At 57.0% G+C, this 20,104-nt stretch carries 16 protein-coding genes and 5 pseudogenes; 11 read left to right on the top strand and 10 right to left on the bottom strand.

Going from position 1 to position 20,104, the window contains the following annotated elements:
- Nucleotide 1: 1 nt before the first annotated feature.
- Nucleotides 2-644 (top strand): annotated as a pseudogene (locus IB264_RS34930) (transposase); the annotation flags it as partial.
- Nucleotides 645-680: 36 nt separating this feature from the next.
- Complete coding sequence (locus IB264_RS31025; protein ID WP_375154990.1) at nt 681-884, top strand: transposase; 204 nt, start codon at nt 681-683, stop codon at nt 882-884.
- Between the two features lie 8 nt (nt 885-892).
- Here IB264_RS31025 and IB264_RS31030 read toward each other — a convergent pair whose 3' ends face one another.
- Both IB264_RS31030 and IB264_RS31035 read right to left on the bottom strand, forming a co-directional pair.
- Nucleotides 893-1,540 carry a class I SAM-dependent methyltransferase gene (locus IB264_RS31030; protein ID WP_192434889.1) on the bottom strand — a complete coding sequence of 216 codons (648 nt, stop codon included), beginning with the start codon at nt 1,538-1,540 and terminating at the stop codon, nt 893-895.
- Between the two features lie 75 nt (nt 1,541-1,615).
- Nucleotides 1,616-2,668 (bottom strand): hypothetical protein, encoded by a 1,053-nt coding sequence (locus IB264_RS31035; RefSeq protein WP_192434891.1) that lies wholly within the window; start codon nt 2,666-2,668, stop codon nt 1,616-1,618.
- A 418-nt stretch (nt 2,669-3,086) separates the two neighbouring features.
- On the opposite strand from IB264_RS31035, the gene IB264_RS31040 reads away from it, so the two are divergent.
- From IB264_RS31040 to IB264_RS31050, 3 genes and pseudogenes are all read left to right on the top strand, one after another.
- Complete coding sequence (locus tag IB264_RS31040; RefSeq protein WP_192434893.1) at nt 3,087-3,839, top strand: methyltransferase; 753 nt, start codon at nt 3,087-3,089, stop codon at nt 3,837-3,839.
- A gap of 606 nt (nt 3,840-4,445) precedes the next feature.
- Nucleotides 4,446-5,506, top strand: a protein-coding gene (locus IB264_RS31045) for an IS630 family transposase (protein WP_192434895.1) whose coding sequence is annotated in 2 segments (ribosomal slippage) — nt 4,446-4,938 and nt 4,938-5,506 — 1,062 coding nt in all. Because the reading frame shifts where the segments join, the coding sequence is not laid out codon by codon here.
- 48 nt (nt 5,507-5,554) lie between these two features.
- A pseudogene (locus IB264_RS31050) lies at nt 5,555-5,770 on the top strand (transposase); the annotation flags it as partial.
- A gap of 604 nt (nt 5,771-6,374) precedes the next feature.
- Here the strand turns inward: IB264_RS31050 and IB264_RS31055 are convergent.
- On the bottom strand, nt 6,375-8,405 hold the full coding sequence (locus IB264_RS31055) for an HAD-IIIC family phosphatase (RefSeq protein ID WP_246811859.1): 2,031 nt from the start codon (nt 8,403-8,405) through the stop codon (nt 6,375-6,377).
- Nucleotides 8,406-8,857: 452 nt separating this feature from the next.
- On the opposite strand from IB264_RS31055, the pseudogene IB264_RS31060 reads away from it, so the two are divergent.
- Together IB264_RS31060 and tnpB are read left to right on the top strand one after the other, a co-directional pair.
- Nucleotides 8,858-9,340: pseudogene (locus IB264_RS31060) on the top strand (transposase).
- Nucleotides 9,337-9,564 (top strand): annotated as a pseudogene (tnpB, locus tag IB264_RS31065) (IS66 family insertion sequence element accessory protein TnpB); the annotation flags it as partial. The pseudogenes IB264_RS31060 and tnpB, both read left to right, overlap by 4 nt.
- Before the next feature lie 298 nt (nt 9,565-9,862).
- Here the strand turns inward: tnpB and IB264_RS31070 are convergent.
- On the bottom strand, nt 9,863-10,981 hold the full coding sequence (locus tag IB264_RS31070) for a class I SAM-dependent methyltransferase (RefSeq protein WP_192434901.1): 1,119 nt from the start codon (nt 10,979-10,981) through the stop codon (nt 9,863-9,865).
- 426 nt (nt 10,982-11,407) lie between these two features.
- Between IB264_RS31070 and IB264_RS31075 the strand changes: the two genes are divergently transcribed.
- On the top strand, nt 11,408-12,337 hold the full coding sequence (locus IB264_RS31075) for a nucleotidyltransferase and HEPN domain-containing protein (RefSeq protein WP_192434903.1): 930 nt from the start codon (nt 11,408-11,410) through the stop codon (nt 12,335-12,337).
- Nucleotides 12,338-12,415: 78 nt separating this feature from the next.
- Here the strand turns inward: IB264_RS31075 and IB264_RS31080 are convergent.
- The 4 genes and pseudogenes from IB264_RS31080 to IB264_RS31095 form a co-directional block, all read right to left on the bottom strand.
- A pseudogene (locus IB264_RS31080) lies at nt 12,416-12,649 on the bottom strand (transposase); the annotation flags it as partial.
- Nucleotides 12,650-12,679: 30 nt separating this feature from the next.
- A complete protein-coding gene (locus tag IB264_RS31085; protein ID WP_192434905.1) occupies nt 12,680-14,212 on the bottom strand; it encodes an FAD-dependent oxidoreductase in 1,533 nt (510 codons plus the stop codon).
- A 293-nt stretch (nt 14,213-14,505) separates the two neighbouring features.
- The gene (locus IB264_RS31090; RefSeq protein WP_192434907.1) at nt 14,506-14,937 is read right to left on the bottom strand and encodes an Rrf2 family transcriptional regulator; all 432 of its coding nucleotides are present in this window, start codon (nt 14,935-14,937) and stop codon (nt 14,506-14,508) included.
- A gap of 49 nt (nt 14,938-14,986) precedes the next feature.
- Complete coding sequence (locus IB264_RS31095; RefSeq protein WP_192434909.1) at nt 14,987-15,451, bottom strand: group III truncated hemoglobin; 465 nt, start codon at nt 15,449-15,451, stop codon at nt 14,987-14,989.
- Between the two features lie 154 nt (nt 15,452-15,605).
- Here IB264_RS31095 and IB264_RS31100 point away from each other — a divergent pair, with 154 nt between their 5' ends.
- From IB264_RS31100 to IB264_RS31110, 3 genes are all read left to right on the top strand, one after another.
- Nucleotides 15,606-15,878: a DUF6522 family protein gene (locus IB264_RS31100; protein WP_192434911.1), complete on the top strand. Its 273-nt coding sequence runs from the start codon at nt 15,606-15,608 to the stop codon at nt 15,876-15,878.
- Nucleotides 15,879-16,873: 995 nt separating this feature from the next.
- Nucleotides 16,874-17,641 (top strand): ABC transporter ATP-binding protein, encoded by a 768-nt coding sequence (locus tag IB264_RS31105; RefSeq protein ID WP_192434913.1) that lies wholly within the window; start codon nt 16,874-16,876, stop codon nt 17,639-17,641.
- 307 nt (nt 17,642-17,948) lie between these two features.
- Nucleotides 17,949-18,311 (top strand): YcgJ family protein, encoded by a 363-nt coding sequence (locus IB264_RS31110; protein WP_203530028.1) that lies wholly within the window; start codon nt 17,949-17,951, stop codon nt 18,309-18,311.
- Between the two features lie 475 nt (nt 18,312-18,786).
- Here the strand turns inward: IB264_RS31110 and IB264_RS31115 are convergent, their stop codons facing one another.
- A complete protein-coding gene (locus IB264_RS31115; protein WP_246811861.1) occupies nt 18,787-19,197 on the bottom strand; it encodes a pseudoazurin in 411 nt (136 codons plus the stop codon).
- 145 nt (nt 19,198-19,342) lie between these two features.
- Nucleotides 19,343-20,047 (bottom strand): methyl-accepting chemotaxis protein, encoded by a 705-nt coding sequence (locus IB264_RS31120; RefSeq protein WP_192434949.1) that lies wholly within the window; start codon nt 20,045-20,047, stop codon nt 19,343-19,345.
- Nucleotides 20,048-20,104 lie beyond the last annotated feature (57 nt).

Genomic DNA, 20,104 nt, shown 5'->3' on the forward strand with positions numbered 1-20,104 from the left:
CCTCTCAACCAAGCGAAAATGCCTTCGCCGGACGCTCACGAACGATATGCGGGGAATGGTGCGCAACTTCGAACCAAAGTCGGCGTCGTTAGCGCCGCTGGCCTCGAGGGACACATCCGCGAGTTGGTCGAAGATATATCGGACCTAGTCAGCATCATGGAGCCGCTGCTGACAGTTCGGAGAAAGCTTTGTGAGGCCTTCATAACCTTGCATCGTCAGTTGGTGGCGGTTGTTCGGGACGACAAGGCGTGCCGGCGGCTGATGATTATCCCCGGCTTCAGTCCAGTGGTAGCGCTGGCCTACACCAGCACCATCGTTCCGGCCCGCTTCCGGAACTCTAAGGCCGTCGGTCCCGCGCTGGCATTGACGCCTCGTCTCCATCAATCGGGCGAAAAGGGTCGTGTCGGACGCATTTCACGCTGCGGTAACGCCATGATGGGAGCGCTGCTCCATGAAGCCGCGCAATCGCTGCTGACACGGGTACAGAAATGGTCGTGGCCAAAGCTTGGGCGATGAATGTCGCCAAACGCCGAGGCTTGCAGAGAGCCGTCGCCTTGGCGCGAAGACTATCGGTGATCATGCATCGGATGTGGACTGATGGCCCGGCGTTTCGCTGGACGAAGGAACCGGCGACGGCAGCCTAGGCATAGAATAACCAAGTTCCGTCTACTGGCGGCGAAATGTCCTTTCAGACTCTCCATTGGAGGATCCCCAACAACCCAACCAGAAAGCGCCTTCATCCCTTCGATGCAAGGGCCTATCGCAACCGCAATGTCATTGAGAGGATGTTCTGCCGTCTCAAGGACTGGCGCCGTGTCGCAACCCGGTACGACAAACTCGCCATTGTCCACATCGCCGCGATCGCCATCAGGCGGGCCGATTGAGCCGGAAGCTAGGGCTTTCTAAGAACGGAAACACAATCAAGGTCTTGAACAGCCCAAGGGTGTATTTTCTGCTCGGCAACAGTAAACCCTGCGGCTTTGGCAATGTCGGCAAACAGTTCAGCAGACATATAGTTCCGCCAATGAGGGTTAGCCTTGAAGTCTGCGTTAGGCCCCGCTGCCGTATAGTTGGAATGATGAATCAAGGCATATCCACCCGAGGTAAGCACCCGGAAGAACTCCGGAATATATGCCTTCAGGATCTTTGGGGGGAAATGGACCATGCTGTCGAAGGTGTAGAAAAAAGTGCACGATCCGTCAGCAATGTTACGTAGATCATACCCGTTGCATTCATTGATGGTCACCTTGGCATTGTCAGCGTACTTTGCTTGGCAGTATTCCACGTTGTGTTTGTTTACGTCTATCATAGTGACGTGATCAGCATGCTGCAATAAGAGGTCAGTATTCCGACCATAACCACACGCAAAATCAACAACACTGGTGTAGTCGATGGGGTGCCGGCTGACCGCTGGCGCTATGTATGTATCCCAGTGGATTTGCATGTCACGTGCTGCCACACCGTGATAATCCTCGGCAACGTCTTCACCCCAAAGAAGACTATTTCTTTTGACGAGGCTTTTCAGGCTGAAGGGAAGCATTTTGATGTAACTCCTAGTGGATGCTCATGGAACCGTTTGCAAGTGCGTATAGCATGCACGACACATTAATTGAAATCAAATACTTTTAAGTGCTCGGTGATGAGCCTTCTGGATAAAGTGGTATAGAATTAGGTCCGTTTCTAGTAGGTGCCTGGCTGTGTCTATTTCCCTGAGGATGTCCGCCAACTGGTGCACTGCCTCAAGCTGTGGTTTCATGCGCACGGAGCCTTCGGGTAGTCCAAGTAACTCCGAAATACTTCTGGAGTAATTGGTGTCATCTTGGCCAGCATCAAAAAGAGTGAACTGTGACAAAGCATCAAGCGCACCTGTCACTGCATCGAGCGGTGCGGGTTCCGAAGGATTCGAGGCAACTAGCTGCTGTGTAAAGGGTGACGCTAGTAAGCTTATGGTATCCTTGTGCGCGCCGCGAATCTTTCTGCGAACTGCCCCTTCATCGCGGAAATTGAGACCATCAAACAATTCCATGACCGGTTTAAATAACGTCTTGTCTCGGGGCGAGACGAAACCGAATCTATGTTGACCGTATCGACTGAGAATGACTATTCGCAAGGCGAGTTCATAGAAGGGGTCGCGCAAGGCAACCATGGTTATGTCTATGTTGTAATCGATGTAGATGCGGTAGTTTTTCAGCAAGACGCGGGCGGAGACATAGACAGATGGCTGGTGAAGGATCTCCAGCATCTGGCGCACTGTCTCAAATCCGTAGTGCTCCGCCCGGTGTTCAAAAAATTGGAAATAGGGCTTCAAGCACAGGTCTAATTCGCTTTGCGGTACATACGATGTTTCAAGTCGAAAGACCTTTTTGGGGATATACTGTCCGGGTACGGCGCGGCGATAAAAGATCAACCCGCTTTCGGGGTCGGAAAGTTCAACTTGGGCGGCTGTACTGATACCAGGCACGTTGTCGTCGCTCAGAATGAATGCGACATTTCCGGTTTCATGTAGGCCCTGCTTGTATGCGCCATCGACGTATAGCCAGCAGCCAACTTCGGTAGTCTGAGCTTCTCCATTGATTCGCACACACACTTTGGGTTTTGTGGCGAAGCCATCCGGCACTAGATAGCCGTGGATTTCTGTTCCGGTATCTTGGTATGTGGCGAAGTTCATCGGGCTACGTTGAATTGTGTAGGATGCCGCACTTATATGTGAAGTGTGGCAGCGCGCACAAGCACGTCAGATGCTCTGAGTGCGCTAAATGCTTCCGGTAGACGCGATCGTCCGAGCGTTGGCGTTTTTCACTGCACCGTATCGCCCTTGGAGCGGGAACGCTTCCTCCCTGCAGCGCGAACACAAACCCGCTTGTACTGATAGGCATTTAACGCTCGTCTCTTCTGACAAAGTATTGCTCGCTACGCCGCTGTCAACGTCACGTTCGCCTCTGACTGGATAACTGAAAAGTGCGAAGAACGTTGTCCCCAATGATACTTCGTTCGCATATTGGGTATGCGGGTGATCGGGTCTATCGTCCCATACTTCGATCATGTATTGAAGTCGTAGTGGAACCTTTGACCGTTTGGAGTCTCGTATGTCGTTGCTGTCTCGTATCATAGGTAAGAAACCCGAAGTTAGCTCGCCTGACGAGACAAATAGCCTGCCGCGAAAATTAAACATCGGTTGCGGATACGACAAAATGCCTGGGTATCTTAATATTGACAGCGATACCGCCTGTAGTCCGGACCTGCTGGTCATCGACAATGACTTATACGATTTGCCGCGAGACTACTTTGACGAGGTGTACGCCAAGGACGTTCTTGAGCATATTCCGCGCGCCTACATGATGAACGCCCTTTTCGATTGGTCTGCGCTCTTGAGGACGGGTGGAGAAGTATACATTCAGACGTCCTGGGTATACGGCGTCATCGACATTATGCGTGCCGGCGGTACGTTTGAGGTGATTCACAACTGGAAGGTTTGCCTCTTCGGCAATCAAGCCCATCCGGGTGATTTTCATTTCAATGGATTCACGGAGAAGACGTTGCGGGTCTACCTGCATGCCGTCGGGCTCCGCGACAGTGGTTTCAACATTGCTGATGGATGGTTAATCTCAACCCGCGCGAAGAAGGTGGAAGACTGGAACCACCTTATTTCCATGCCTCAGCATGACGACTTCCTGATTGAGGCGTATCGTCAGTTGCTCGGGCGTGAGCCTGAGGTAGGTCTCGTTGAAGCAAGCTCGAAAACGAGTGCGGGTTCGAAAGAGCGCTATCAGTATCTACGAGCGATTGTTGGCAGCGCCGAGCGTTTGTACAAGCTCGGGCGCGAGCTTGAGAATAGCTAGAGATCTACACTCATACATTGGCATAGGCCCACTTCGAGCGAGTCACGCGATCCACTGGGCGTGGCTGACCCAGGCGCTCGCGCTCCGCGCCGGTATCGGCGCCGGCGAATAACCGGATTCTATGACCATTTCTCCTTGCGAAGTTGCGCTCAGACCCAGCATGGCCGGCGGCCATTTCGGCTCAATCGCAATTCGATCACCATCGGCGGGGCAAGAGCATATCAGCTAAAGCGTTCACATCCTGCTCGGCGGACAAATCCACCGGAAGACAAAGTTTCCACCGACGCCGAAGACAGCAGCCCCTTGCTCTTCAGCTCACGGCGCCAGGTGTAGATTGCTTCCGCGTCAGATCGGGCCGCTGCGCGACTTCACTCTCCGCTGCCCCGTTGATCCCAACCGACAGGACAATGGCAAGCTTCCTCTCATCACCCCATCGGCGCCGACGTTCTGCTCCGAGAATCTCAACACGCATCGCTACTCCAGCGAAGACACGTCGCTAAACGACGTCGTTACGGACGTGTCTTATACCAATCGTCACTGAGTCTGACTCTCATGATTCCCAAAAGCCGACGAATCTGAATCGATGGCGCAAACAGGAGGTTTGCGATGGGTTCGGCGATTTCGTTGCGGTCAGAGTATGATGGGGATGGGTTGCGGCGTCTGGCTCGGCAGACACGAGATGCCGACCAAGCTCGGCGTCTTCTCGCCCTCGCATCGAACTATGATGGCGGCTCTCGCGCAAATGCTGCTCGGATCGGCAGCGTGACAGTTCAGATCGTGCGCGACTGGGTGGTTCGCTTCAACGCACGCGGTCCCGACGGGCTGGTCAACGGGAAGGCTCCGGGCAAGCCGTCACTGTTGAACGAAGATCAGCGCACAGCCCTGGCACAAGCCATCGAGCGCGGCCCCACGCCTTATCTCGACGGCGTCGTTCGCTGGCGTCTGTGTGATCTGGCCCAGTGGATTTGGGAAGAGTTCCGGGTCTCGGTGAGTGAAGAGACCTTGGGTCGCGAAGTGCGATCAATGGGCTACCGCAAGCTCTCGGCTCGCCCGAGGCATCATGCGCAGGATGCCGAGGCGGCTGAGGCATTTAAAAAAACTTCCCCACCACTGTGGCAGAAATCGCCGCCGGTCCCGCCAAGGGCAAAGTGATCGAAATCTGGTTCCAGGACGAGGCCCGTATCGGGCAGAAGAACAAGATCACCCGCCGCTGGGCCAAGCGTGGATCAAGGCCATCTGCGCCGCACGACCAGCGCACCCGCTCGGCCTATATCTTCGGCGCGATCTGCCCCCAGCACGGCAAGGCCGCCGCCCTCGTCATGCCCTGGTGCGATACTCATGCCATGAACCAGCATCTGATTGAAATCGCCAGAAACGTCACTGAGGATGGGCACGCCATTCTCATCATGGACCAGGCGGGATGGCACATGTCCAACAACCTGGCCGTCCCAGAAAACATCACCATCCTGCCTTTGCCGCCGAAATCGCCGGAACTGAATCCCGTCGAAAACATCTGGCAGTTCATGAGGGATAACTGGCTATCCAACCGCGTCTTCAAGTCCTACGAGGATATCGTCGACCACTGCTGCTACGCTTGGCGAACACTACAGGAGCGGCCATGGAAAATCATGTCAATTGGCCGACGGCAATGGGCGCAAGGGTTCTGATCAATGACGGTTGGTATTACGCCAACGCGTCGGAAACGGGCAGGCGGTGTCAAGCGGGCCGCAACTGAAGACGCCAGATCCGAGGTCGGGCGAGATTTTGCCGCCTGGATCGGCCTGACGCCCAAAGACCACTCGACTACTGGAAAAGTCAGTCTTGGTGTGAACACCCGCGCCGGCGATGAAATGTGCAATCGCTTCTTGCAACCCGCCCAACGGAGAGCAATAAGATCCGATATGGTTGCTGATCTCACCGCGGTACTGCGAAGCCTGTATGAAGCTGGTGCCGAGGACGTGCCAGCCCACGAGATCGACTGGCGGCAAGAAATGACGCCGGCGCTTATGAAGGCGCTCGATATGGGGTACATCCGCTATCGTGAGCGAGGCGGTGTAAAGCATTTCTCCCTTACAAAGTTCGGCTATGAGGCAATTGGCATCGAACCGCCGAAGTTTTCGCCGTTCAGGATAGTGCTGCAGTGGCTTTTTGGTCGTTGTTCCTGATTGGGCAGACGATGGCCTCTTCTCCCATTTTTCTGGGGTGAGGGGACCCTTGCTTTTTTAAGTGCCTGGCCACCACCTTCGTCGCGACCGCCATAAGCGGGCCCGCCAACGCCATTGCGGTTCCATATTTCGCCATTTTCCTCCGGCGCCAGCGAGCGCCATCGCAAGCATAGCCCATCTCTTGCTCCGTCACTGGAGAAACCGCAGTCCGGCGAGTTGGATTGCGGTTCCGAGTTGCCGACGTTTGAGTGGTCCTAACTATTTCAAGTAAATGGGTGGGCGGAAGTGGCGAAGCAAGGCTGGCCGCCCCTGCAGCCCTAACGGCTCGACGAACGGAGACTATGCGGTCAGCCGTTTATGGGTCTCGCCGTTAGTCCGAAACCTTGATCCACTCAGGCATTTGACAGGCTTGAGCGGCCACGAAATGACCATCGGTCTCGGAAAAACCGAGGGATTTGAACCAGCCGTGGCAGGTGAAATTCTTGCCTGTGTCGACGATCCGGCCTGTGGCCCTCTCTGCCTGGCTCAGTGCGATCTTCGTGGCGGCTGCTCCCATAGCCACTTCCGCGCCGAGGCCGAATACGCGGCAAGAGAGCACGGCTTGAACGATCTCGCCGTCTTTCACCAAAGTCGCGCCGGTGATGCCGTTGTCGCCCGTCTTGTCTCTGAGGGAGGACAACAGGCAAACACCGCCAGCCGCGAGGAAGCCCTTGAACTCGGATAGCTCCCATCTCTTGCCTGTAGTGTTGAACTGGTTGGTCTTATTGATGAGTTCGAAGCCACGATCGAACCGCGGCTTGTCATCGATGTCCATGATGAATAGCTGTTGTTCGATCTCAAGCGAGCGGAGCCAGTCCTCGCGAGACATTTGGCGCTCCATTTCGAGACGCTCGACGCGGGCTTGGACCATCTCCGTGCGCCGTGTTGACTCCTCGGTAATCCGGGCGACCCGAGTTTCCGGCGCCTGTAGAATAATCCGGCGCCAGTCATAATGATTTTCGTTGAGGAAGCGCATATTCGGGAAGCGCGCCCGCACCTCGTCGATCTCGCGCGGGTTGTCGTCGATGAATAGCGTGTTCTGTGCGAGGATGTTGGTCTCCTGCAGAATTTCGGCAATGCTCTCCGACTTTGGGTTCCAATTGATCTTTATGGACGCGAAGTCCTCAGCGGTGATGGCTCCCTGCCAGATAATCTTTAACCGCTCGAGCGTTGGGTCGCGATCATTCTTACTGGCTACGGCGAGCAATCCGCCCCGAGATTTGAAATACAAAAGTGCCTCTACGAAACCGACGGGCCAACCTTCTGTCCGCTCCCAAATCTGCCGATCTTCCTCGGCTGCAATCCCGCGCCAAAGTGTGTCGTCCAGATCGACAACAATGAGCTTAATTGGCTTTTCGGCACGCATAATCGTCAAGTCGGTCTTGATCTTGTTGAGGAATGTTTCCCCGTAAAGCCCGCGGAAAGCGTCGATCTGCCAGACCTCCGAGGGACACCGAGACGGTGCTACCCTCTCATCATCAGCTGCGCGGTGAAAGCCCTCAGCGTCGGTAATGAAGGCGTTATGCGTAGCGTGGCTTGAGATGTCATCCTGGAAATGCATGCGGCCGATGAAATTTACAATTTCATTGGTGTCAACGTAGATGAGATTGTCGTGTGATCTCATCAATTTACTCATCGTGTGGTTTAATTTCCTGACGAACTCTTTGTAAGAAACACGATCACCACCCGACAGAACTGTCCCCATATAATCGAATGAGGGTTCAAAAAAATCAGGTATGAACAGAGGCATGCTTTGGCTGATAAAAGACAGGCTCGATAGCTTGTTTGAAATGAGCTCACCACAGCTTTGGACCAAGGCGTCTAGTTCCTGATCGTTCCGGAGGCGCGCCACCGCCATGTCGGCGGCATTTAAGGGGAGGCCCGTCGCATCGGCCAGAAAGTGCCTGAGCGTCAGGAAAAATACAGCAGCGTCGAACCCGTCCGTGGCGAGATCAGGCAGCCCGTCGTAACGGTGCGAACTGGCCAACTGATGTTGCAGATGCAAGCCAAGGCTGCGCCCGGTCTGCACTAGAGGCCCAACCCCACAAGTGCCGAGCAACAGCAGCTTGGGATGGGTCGCGGAAGCGGAAAGCGACTGCGCCGGTTCCGGAAGCTTCACGCGTTGGACAAAGCCGTGACGCTGCGCAAATAGGTGCCTGAACTCGTCACTATGGGTAATGCTGTCGATCCACCAGCGGATAGTTTCCTTTCTATCCATGCTATTTTTGAAGCCGTCGTTCCCGACGGGGCGGTTTAGCAAGGCCCGAAAAAGGAACTCGATGGTGTCCGCAGGGGCAAGAAGGTCTGCAACCGGCTCGCTTTTGGTTCGATGTTTGGAAATGGAAAGAAAGCGAGAAATCATTTCGATCACGGCGGCATCTCTACTTGGGGATGTCTTCTTGGGGAAGCCTACTTGTGGATGAGTTAAATCCTACAGCACATCCGCGCTCGATAGTCCAGTGACAACTGGCGTGCGGTGTTTCGCTGAGGCGATCCGTTATAGTCCAGCTGAGGCTCTGCCCTTGTATGGCGGAGGCTCCTCTGCAGGGACTCCAGTCGCCCTCGAACCTGCGTTCTCCTAACAACTTGAGGATCGCTATGGCGCACCGCCTACGTTCGGCGTGTCATCCGGATGCGATCAGAGCCTCGACGGTTTTGAATGCGCCATCGGGCGCGGTGTGAGCAACCGGCGGAGACGCTGAGTTTCACCTTGCGCATCCGAGCGATGAGTGCGGCCATGAGCGTGACGAACGCCCCACCTTTCCTTTGCTGATTGAGGTCGCGAGACTTGCTCCTCGATAGGAGCGGAAGGGAATGGTTGGAGATCGCGCTGATGCCACGCTTGGAGTCATGGATGAAGGCATGCATGAAGCCAGGCATGAAGCCAGGCATGAAGGAAAATATGAACGGATCGAGGTGATCACGGGGCGGCGTCAGCGGCGAAACTGGAGCGACGAGAAGAAGGCGCGAATTGTTGAGGAGAGCGCAGATCCGGATGTGAACATCTCGGCTGTTGCTCGGCGCTTTGGGGTCAATCGTGGCTTGCTGAACGCCTGGCGCCGTGAGGCCGGACTGACGGGCCAAAGGGCGGCCAAAGCTTCGGTGTGAGAACCCATATTTGTGCCAGTTTCGGTCGCTGGCGAGCAGGTTCCACAACAAGCGATGGGGTTGGATATCGGAAGCGCTGGCGCCGGTCGAGTTGAGATCGAGATTGCCGGCGCGCGCATGACCGTGATCGGCTCGGTGGCGCCCGAGTTGGCGCAGGCGATGGTGGCGGCGTTGCGAGGACACCGGTGATCGGACTTTCGCCGAATGGTGTTAGGATCATGGTAGCGACGCACCCTGTCGACTTCCGGCGTGGCATGAATGGCCTTGTTGCGCTGGTGGCGTCAGCCGTTGCAGCCGGTCCATATTGTGGTGACGTGTTTCTGTCCCGCGCCAAGCGATGCGATCGCCTGCGCTGCATTTACTGGGATGGATCTGGCATGATCCTGGCGACGAAATGGCTGGAGCAGGGCAAGTAACAACCGCGACTTCGCGACGGAGAATGTAGAGAACTGCGAACTCCTGAGGGAGGAAACGATCAACGGCGCTGCGGCTTCCGTTTATCGCTATGAGCGACTGAAAGATTGCCGAGATGATCGCATCGAAATGGATTGCCAAGGCCCCGGGCCTGCCTGTGAAGGCGCACTTCAAGAAAACCACATCGGCAATAAGATCGAACTGTACCTCACAAACACTACCGCCGGCATTCCTTTCATGCCGGATGATACGCCCTAGTACGGCTATCTGGCCGATCGGCCTTCCGGCTGTCCTGACCTATTTGGCACCGAAGAACCAGCCGTAGGTCCGGTTCCAGAACGAGTTTGCAGAGCGGCCAGTCTGCAAAGATCCAACTGCAGCGGCTGGCCGCTTTCGCAAGATATAGACATCCTGGTTCCGTTGGTTCTCGGCCTCTCCAAAATAGGCTATCTCCCATTTATCTCCGAGCCAACGCTCGACCCAAGCACGGCGAAAGTAGACATTCCCGTATCCAGCAGCGCTGAGGCCTTCCGGGGACTTGCCCAAGTAGACCTCTTCGAAGACGAAGTCGCTGTTAACGAATCCCTCAAGTAGGGCTAGGATCCGACGAGGGGCGAACAACTCAATTGCGTTGTAATGGTAGATCGACGTCTCCCCATGAGCGGTAAACAAGAGCCAACCACCAGGCTCAATTACACGGTGCATTTCGTTGAACCACGCTAGCGCCTCACTCTGGCCTAGATGAGACCAGATCGAGATTGCAGTTACGCCGCGGAATTTCCCGCTCTCGTATGAGAGAGGAGGGGAGATGTTCGACACCGAGAACGTGGCGCCCTCGATGTTTTGCGACGCCCATTCGATCGAACTGGGAATCGGGTCGACACCGTGAAATGAGGCCTCTGGGGCAACTGCCTGAAGAATGCGGATGAGTGAACCCGATGAGCACCCAAAGTCCAGGTATGCGCAGCCTGGATCCAGCCCGAGGTTGCATCGGCTCAAGGTAGTTTCGACCAGGTCGGCACTGTAGATGTCACCGATGTAGTAATCACTTCTCTGCATCCGATGGATGTGGCTCGGAGGGTTCTTGATGGATGTGCCGAGCCTATTCCTCAGTTCTGGGTAGTGGAATGAGGCGAAAACGAGCATATTTTGCGCGTCAGTGTGTTCTCCCCTGGCTTCGATAGCCCGCCGAACCTGCATCAAATCATCCTCTGAGAGGCGGGACAGTATTCGTTCTGCCACAAGAGGTTCCGGGTCGCGGCCAGCAGCCGGCTTTATATGACGCTTGATAAGGCGATCGATTGTCTCCCGGTCGTCGATTAAGTCGACGACACTGCGGTATGCCCGCCCTGCGAACGGCAGCCAAACGTGCTGGTCAAAAGAGACTTCGTGATCGTAAGGATTGCGCGGATTCATTTTTTCCCTCAGAGGCTGCAGGCTCTCTGATCGCATGAAACTATGTCACGTTGCAAACGTTGATAAACAGGATCGCGAACGCGCTTCTTAACGCGCCCACCCTTGCACGTAATCTCCTCGGACCCGCGCGGAGGCAGGGGGAAATGCCAGGCAGATGAGCATTCCGCAAGAAGACCTCGATCGATGTCCCAGGACTTTCCCTCAAGTGCTAGGCAGGTACTCGATGGAGTACTTCGAAGACCGTCTACCACACGCCAAAACCTTCTCCGAAGGGGCGTGTTACGCTGATAAAGCGCTAAAGCCGAAATCTTCTGGGCAGTTTCATAACATCGCTAGGGTTCTCACTGCCTTTGCATCGGTCTACATTGCCGCGAATCATATGCCACGGGTTGACGAATGCAGGGCCCACAACGTAGCCACGCGCCGATGAAGTCGAGTATTGCTCATCTCCCTGAGCGTAAGCAGGTTGAGCTCGCGCGCGTTGTCGAGGTGCTGCATGAGGAGTTCGAGGACGCGCTGAAGGACGGTATTGCCGACTTCAAAAAACGTGGTCGAATACTGAAGATCATTCTGTTCGGTTCTTACGCACGCGGAAACTGGGTCGATGAGCCGCATACGAAGAAAGGCTATCGTTCGGACTACGATATCCTTATCGTTGTGAACAACAGCAAGCTGACGGACTTCGTACGTTATTGGGCAAAAGCGCAGGACCGATTGATGCGTCTCTCCGGAGTGGAAACACCGGTTAGCTTGATCGTCCACTCTCGTCGCGAAGTGAACACCGCTCTCTATGACGGACAATATTTCTTTGTCGACATTCGGCGAGACGGCATTGTGCTCTACGACCTCGATGATGAGCCTTTAGCAGTCGCCAGGCCTCTTTCAAAAGTGGACGCATTGCGGATCGCGACGGAGTACTTCGAAGACCGTATGCCGCATGCTCGAAAGTTCGCTAAGGGCGGCGGCTTTTACGTGTCGGAAGGGGATCTCAAGGAAGCTGCCTTCCTCCTGCACCAGTCGATTGAACAAGCCTACGCCACGCTTCTTCTGGTACTGACCAACTACAGCCCAGCCTCCCATAATCTGAACTTCCTGCGTGGTCGCGCCGAAGAGCAGCATCGCGAGCTGGCGGAGATCTGGCCGCGCGATCAGCAGCGCTTCACTGCATGGTTTAACATTGTCAACGAAGCCTATGTGAAAGCGCGTTATTCCAGGCACTTTGAAATCACCGAGGAAGCCCTGTTGTGGCTACAGAGCCGGACCGAGGCACTCATCGATCTCGTCGAAAAAGCCTGCCGCACCCACCTTGAATCGCTCAAATCAGAAGCTGGAAGCCCCCAAGAACCAAGCGAATAAAGCCCGATACCAGGTGTCTGGCGGCATCTTGATCATGCATCAGTTTCTGTGATGGGGCGCCAACGGATCCGGGTTGCACCATTGTGTGCTCGCGGCTTGCGGCGTCTCCTGGGCGAAGGCGGTAGCGATGAAGGCAGAGACGACGCGGCGGCCGCGCTTGCCGGTATGCGCCAGCACATTGCGGATGAAATGCATCCGGCGCCTTTGCCATGTCGCGCACAGAACATTGGTGACGGCCGCCTTGAGGCCTTCCTGCGCATCGGAAAAGACGAGCTTGACGCCGCGCTGAGCTGGCCTCGTCCAGGAAGAGAGGGCCGGATCTTAGATCATAATTCGTCCCGACTAGGCCTCGCCCCGCTCCATCGCCAGTTCTGCCTCGAGGCTCTCGGTGTCGCGGAAGATCGTGGCGACCGCCAGCACACGTCCGCCGCGCCTGAAGCGTAGGAGGCAGTCCCTGGCGGGAATGTCGCCCTCGACCTCGATCTCGTCCCATCCCTCGGCATGGCCGACATAGTTGATCGGAACGTCGTAATGTTGGCTCCAAAAGAACGGCACGTCCGTGAACTTCGTCCGGCGTCCGAGCATGTTGAGTGCGGCCGCAGCACCTTGCCGCTGCGCCACCACCCAGTGCTCCACCCTGATGCTCTCGCCACTACGGGGATCGGGCCACCGGGCAATATCGCCGGCCGCATATATGCCCCGCACGCTGGTCTCAAGATATGCATCGACCAGAACGCCCCGATCGGTGGCGAGCCCGGCCGCTTCGGCGAGACCGACCCGCGGGCGCACGCCGATGCCGGCAACGACCATGTCTGCGGCCAGGATGCCGCCGCTGCTCAGCTGGATCTCCGTTGCACCGATGCTCGTCACGGTATCCCCAAGGTGGAAGATGACGCCATTTCCCTCATGCAGGGCGCGGATGAAATCGCCGATCTGCGGCCCCAATATCCGTTCCATCGGCCGTTCGTCGGGCGCCACCACATGCACTTGGACGCCGCGGGTCCGAAGGGCGGCGGCAACTTCGAGGCCGATGAAGCTGGCGCCCAGGACGACGGCGCTGCGTGCGGTGCCGGCTTGCGCGATGATCTTCCGACTGTCGGCAAGCGAGCGCAGCGTGTGGACATGAGACTGGTCGGCGCCGGGGATGGTCGGGCGAACCGGTTCGGCGCCTGTTGCCAGCAACAGTCTGTCGAAGGCGACCCGAGCCCCATCGGCGAGCAAGATTTCGCTGGCGCGGACATCGATGCCGGCAACCCTGGTTCCCAGGCGCAAGTCGATGCCATTCTTGGCATAAAAGCCCTCCTTGCGCAGCGGGATCCAGTCCTCCGGCGCCTTACCGGCGAGATAGTCCTTCGAAAGGTTAGGGCGGTCGACGGGCAGCGCCTCGTCATCGCCGATCATGACGATGGCGCCCTGAAATTGTTCGCGCCGCAGCCTCTCGGCGGCGGCAAAGCCGGCGGCGCCACCACCGACAATGACGATCTTTTCGGGAACCACCCCGCCATCGCCTTCGCGTGGGGCAGGCGTCTGCTTCTTGCGCTTCTCGCCAACGATTATTTTGTCGCCGCGCTGTTCAACCGACCAGCATGCGAGCGGCGATAACGCCGGAGCACGCAGGGCCTCTCCGGTGCGCAGGTGAAAGCAGGCGTGATGCCAGGGGCAGCGGACGGTGTCGTCGGCGACGAGGCCATCGACCAGCGGCCCACCGTAATGCGAGCAGTTGGCGGCTATCGCGAATATCTCGGATCCGCGGCGCAACAGAAGCACCGGCTCGCCATCGCGATGACCGACCAGCTTGCCGCCATCGGGAAGATCGGTGAGCGCAATGCCGAGGGCGAGGTCGGGTCCGGTCGGGCCTGAATGGTTGGCGGCCATCTTCTCCTCCGTCGAAGGGCAGCTGCCGGTATCGTCACTGCGACGCTGGGCTTACCTACCCAACAGGCAACTCATCCGGGATTGTCCGCCATTCCCGCTCCCAGGCAAGTGAATTTGACCTGCAGTTGCGTGCAATTTTTGCGATATGCTCCATCGGAGCCAAGCGCGGTCGTTCCCGCGCCGGGCAGTCGCTAGAGCGTTTCCGATTTGGACGGAACCGAACAAACGTTCTATCTCTTTGTTTTTACGCATTTCCTGACGGAAAACCGCTTCGCACGTTTCCTGGAAATGCTCTAGGTGCGGGGCGTATCAATCAGGAAATCCTGGCGCGTCAGTGCGATGTCGGCAAGCGTGTAACGGTCGAGGGTGTTCTGGAACGACGACAGCGCGTCGCGCAGCATGCCGGAAAGCTTGCAGCACCGCGTGATCGTGCACTGGTTGCCGGTGGCAAAGCATTCGACCAGGGCGAAATCCGGCTCGGTCAGCCGGATCACGTCACCTATGCGGATGTCGTCCGGACGACGTCCGAGCGTCAGTCCGCCCGATCTGCCGCGAACCGCCGTCAGGTACCCGGCGCGGGTCAGCGTGTTGGCCACCTTGTTGAGATGCGCCTTCGACACGCCGAACGCGCGCGCTGTTTCCTCGATCGTAAACAGCCGGTCCCCAGCGGACGCCGCGAACATCAGCATGCGCAGCGTGTAGTCGGAAAAGTTCGTCAGCCTCATTTCGCTCCAACCTTTGCGCATGCCGATCCTGCCGGCTGCCCCCGGAAGGTCATAGGCTGTCGGCCGTGATCGGCTCGACGGACAACGTGTTTTCACCGCGATTGTAGGCCAGTGCAAGGCGGAAGGAATGCGCAATGCGCAATGCCCGTTCCATGAACAGCGCCGCAATCTCCGGCGGGCAGAGTTTTTGGACTGTAGCGCGAAACAAACCCAGCCATTGGCGGAAATGCTGTTCGCCAAGACCAGGAAGCGCCAGATGCGGCGGCAGTGGGCGGCCGTCATAGCGGCCGCTGCGAAGCATCAAAGACGACCAGAAGTCGCACATTTTCGTCAGATGCTGTGGCCAGTCATGCCGCGCGATGGCGCTGTTGAACACCGGCCCGAGCAGGGCATCCTTGCGGATCTCGTCGTAGAAGCCGTGAACCACGTCGTGGATCATCTGCTCGTCTAACTGCTCGGGTAGCACCCGGCCGTCGATAACGATGGTTGGTTTGTCATTTGCGCCTTTGCTCATGCCTGGATTCAGCCCTCAGTCAGGCCGATGCGGCCCTTTGTCGTCCAACGACGATGGGTGTGTGTTGAGAATACGCTTCACTATGTGGATCAAAACATATATCGTCAATATATCTTTTGCGGCATACCGGCGCGTACATTCGATGAGGGACGAGATGAGGCTCGAGCTTGACCATGCCGGAGATTATGTTCTGGACCCGCCATTCCTGGCGGTGCGGCTTTCGATGGAGGCGAGTGAACTTCGGCGCCGAATGCGTCTTGGCCTCGTGACCAGCATAGTAGAGCGCGGCGTCGACAGCGACGAAGGCCGCAAGCGCCTGACTGTGCGCAACGGCAACTCGGTCTGGCGGGGCATTGTCGACGCCGACAACTGCATTGTCAGCGAGGAGTCCCTTGACCTCAGGCGACCTTCGACCTTGGGAGGCTAGCTGCGTTCGTCGACCATCCTCGTCCTCCCGCAGAAAGCGCTGGGCAGTGCCCGATCAAAGTCAGTTAACCAGGAAACGAAACCAACAAATAGGCGGAATAGCAACATGAATGATCGTCAGTCGGGAAGTACACTCGTGCCCATGCTGGTCGGTGGCTTAGTGCTCGTTATTGTGGGCTACATGGTCGTTATGGTGTTCGTGTAAGCGAAGCGATTTGACTGAGCTGTTGGCGAGGTATGCCTCCAAACGATTGAGATCTTGGCCGGTGTTGTCCCTCAGTTCCACTGGAATTCTCCACCCCGAATTGACTCCGAGCATGTTCGGAAGCTCATGGGGGATAGAAGGTGTTCGAGGTATCCAGAAGCCAGAAAGAAAGTTCCGTTCGTGATGTAATCGGTGAACGTTCCTCGACGTACGCGCCAATCCGCTATGCTGTTCGATGATCGCCAGCAACAAGTAGCGGTGCAGGTCAGCCATTTCATCGGGCATTCGTCGATCGCTCAGATCGAGCGAGCCGAACACGATCGGCCATCAAATGGGCTGGAGGGCGTAAGACGATATCGTGTCTGCAAGGGCTCTCAGTTTGGTACTGATTTCGCGAGCCTGATGCTCAGTCAGTGCAAATTGGAGTGCTGATACGTCTGTGTTATCAGGATTGACGCTGAACTCGAGCCTAAGGAAGACGTCGGCTTCGTTGTTGATCAGTGTTGCGGCCTTCCAGCCGACGACCGGTGATACTCTGACGCTCCCGCGCCCGTCCTTGTTCCAACCATTCATCGTGTTGCAAACCTCCGGCTGAGGAAGTCAGATTACATCAAAACAATGACAGGTTGTCGACTGCCGCCACGATTTCACGGCAAGGCAGGCTGATGCCCTGGCCGCACCGATCAGTGCCACTTGGACGTTGTGTCGCTTACCTGCGCGGCGGCAATCAAGGTGAGATTCGTTCCCATGTTGTTTGTCGTCATTGCGCGGCGTGGCAATGGAGAGCAACAGTGACCGAGGGTCTGACTTTGACGAACGTTTGCGTAGACCACGGGCGAACCCGCACGATTGACTGCTGCTCGTTGACGCTCGCGCCTGGCCAGATCGTCGCCGTGGTTGGCCCGAACGGTGCTGGCAAATCCACCTTGCTCGGCGCCATTGCCGGGAGTGTTGCGCATTCGGGCACGATCCTATGGGAGAGCGGCCCAATCGACTGCAGAACTGTCGGCTTCATGCCGCAACATTGCTCTGTAAACGCAGATCTCTCTGTGCTGCAAACCCTTCTGCTCGCCCGCCATGAGCAGTTGGGATGGCGAATAGGCGAACCTGAGATCACGAGAGCCTTGACGATGCTTTGCGAGCTGGGACTGGAGCATCTTGCCAATCGCCGGATTAACACGCTGTCGGGCGGTCAACAGCAGTTGGTCCTGCTCGGGCAGCGGCTCATGCGCCAGCCGCGGCTGCTTATCCTCGACGAAGCGACCTGCGCACTGGATCTGCGCCATCAATTGACGGTCCTTGCTCTGTTGCGGGACTATGTTTGCCGATCGGGCGCACTCATCCTCATGGCGGTTCATGATCTCAATCTCGCGGCTCGGACCACCGACCGGCTGCTTCTGCTTCAGAAGGGCAGGGTTGCCGCTTCCGGAGAGCCAGCGGCTGTCCTAACCGCGTCGAGACTAGGCTCGGTCTACGGAGTTGATGTGGAGGTTGTCGCTGAGGGACAGGACGTTCCATTCGTCATACCGATCGCGGCGCTGCGATCCCATGCCGCCTAGGTTGCGAATTCCCGTTCAGCTCCGGCTGGGAGACGGCAACATCGTCTATGGCACAATGGGTAAGGGAGGTTGCCCAAGCAAGGTGTCGGCCATCACGTGATGATCTGGCGAGGATACTGCTATGGCACGTGGTCACGGCCGCGGCTTCGCCAGCATCCTCACCCGTTCGGCACTCGCTGCGCTCCGTTCCCGCATGCGGCCTCCGGACCCGCCCTTCCCATCTCCACCCAATCGGCACGCAAACATGTTTTCGTCCGTTTATCGTTTATTCTTTGAAGAAGAATCACCCACTAAGCGAGGTCCAACTATGAACAAACCGTACTTTTCGATCTCTCTGGCCTTGTTGTTGGCCCTGGGCGTGATGCCCGCTCACGCAAAGCAGCGGGCCACGATCCAATCGCCAGCGTCGGGCGTGCTCTGCGACCGCTACGTGTGCGCCAATGAGAAGGGAATCTCCCGCGAGCTGACGAAAAAATATCTCGGTAAAAAGGCCGGCGCGAACAAGCTGTTCACGACGAGTGATGTTGACCTGACCGAGTTCACCTTTGCCAACGGGATTTTCTGCGACACGAAGGAGCGGCTGTGCCGTGAAGATCGGTACTATGGCGCGAACGGACAGCGCAGCGGGGCCGTCTCCAAGAAATACACCAAGGCGCTGTTTGGCGAATGACCAAAACCGGTCGGTTCCGGCTAAGGGGAAATGACCCTCTCTCATCATGACCGGCACGGGTCTTCCTCGCTCTAAGCACGGGCATAAGCTGGAAGCTCGCCCAAGGTGTCTCGAGGATTTCCCATCTTGCCTGGATTTCGCGGCACGCCGATCAGGTTGCTATGTGTTATCAGAACTCCCGTGGGTCTATTTCCTCATCGAACTGGTTGGATATGCCGGCTCACATTCCACACAAAACCTGCCAGCTCTCGGACAATCGCGGTGATGACCTTCGGTTGCGGTTTGCAGTCCGCAGAGAGCCACCGGTATCGCTGGCACAGCCTTGCCCGTGCCTTCGAACCGATGGCCCTGATCTCTTCCGGAAGATGTTCGGCCCGCATCCTGTATCGAAGTTCCTCGCGTGCCGGCAGTCGATAGGACCATATGAAAACGCCCACGTTTTGGGAACGTGGGCGTTCAGATCGTCGCGGCGTTGTTACATCGCTCCTGCTGCAATGTCAGCGTCGAGACGATCCCGCGCCTTCTTCGGGAGCTTGGCGGTCTTCACGGTTTCGAGGTTGTCGGGAGCGTCGCCGACGACGACGAGAGCGACCATACCCATGCTCATGTGGGGAGCGCATTTGATGGCGTACGCGCCCTTAACATCGAAAGTGATTTTGACCGTTTCGTTCATCTTCCCTTTGAAAGGCTGCGCACCTTCCGGGATGAGGTTGGCGATTGATTCGGCATTGTGAGACTTATCGGTCGGTATGAATGTTACGGTGTCTCCCGGAGCCACTCGAGTAAGTCCCGGCTCGAATACCATCACACCGTCTTTGCCCTTGTTCAGCATGTGGACTTCGTGGTCGGCTGCCTGCGATACGGTAGCCATTACCGCCAAAGCCATTGCCGTTCCAATCGTGAGGTTTGCCAGTCGTTTCATCGCTCTTCTCCTGTTCTTGAAGCCGCTTGGCTTCGTTGATGCTGATCTACCGGAGAAGACGCCGTGAACTTTGACTAAACGCAAATAACTCGACGTTCGCGAAAATCGCTCACGCAACGCGTTGCCGTAGTCGCTCTCCTATCCTCGACAGGGGGCTTCCCTCGCGCGAAGACGCCCCTAGAGACCGCGCGTCGGACAGAGTGGCTTCTGTGCTTGCGAGCCAGAACCGTTCCACAAGCCCGTGGAGACGGGTTGCTTCTGCAGCCAAGGTCGCGCTTGCGTTATTGGTCTCCTCAACCATTGCGGCGTTCTGTTCGGTTACCTCATCCATTTGGTTGACGGCCGCGTTGACTTGCAGGAGCCCAGCGGATTGCTCATTGGTCGAGGTGGCGATGGCATCCATGTTCAGGTTAATGGCATTAACCTGGCCTTCGATACTTTTGAGGGCTTCCCCGGTGTCCTTAACGAGTTGGACGCCGGTCTCGACATCGATACGAGAGCAGTGGATGAGGTCTTTGATTTCTCGAGCAGCTCCTGCAGACCTTTGCGCGAGTTCACGCACTTCTTGCGCGACGACAGCAAAGCCCTTGCCAGCCTCGCCTGCCCGGGCCGCCTCCACCCCGGCGTTCAATGCAGGAAGATTGGTCTGAAACGCGATTTCGTCAATCACGGCAATTATGCCGGCAATCTGTTTTGATGACTGTTCAATCTTGACCATCGCTACAATCGCTTCGCCGACGATCGTGCCACTCCTGTCGGTGTTTAAGCTGGCTTGCTTGGCGGTGCTGCGCGCTTCGTCGGCCCGCTTGCCGATTGGGCGACATTTTAGACGAAGGCTGGCTCGCCTCTAAAGCTCTCTTCCTTGACGCAA

Origin of the sequence: Ensifer sp. ENS11 (assembly GCF_014851895.1) — a bacterium.
Taxonomy (GTDB): domain Bacteria; phylum Pseudomonadota; class Alphaproteobacteria; order Rhizobiales; family Rhizobiaceae; genus Ensifer; species Ensifer canadensis.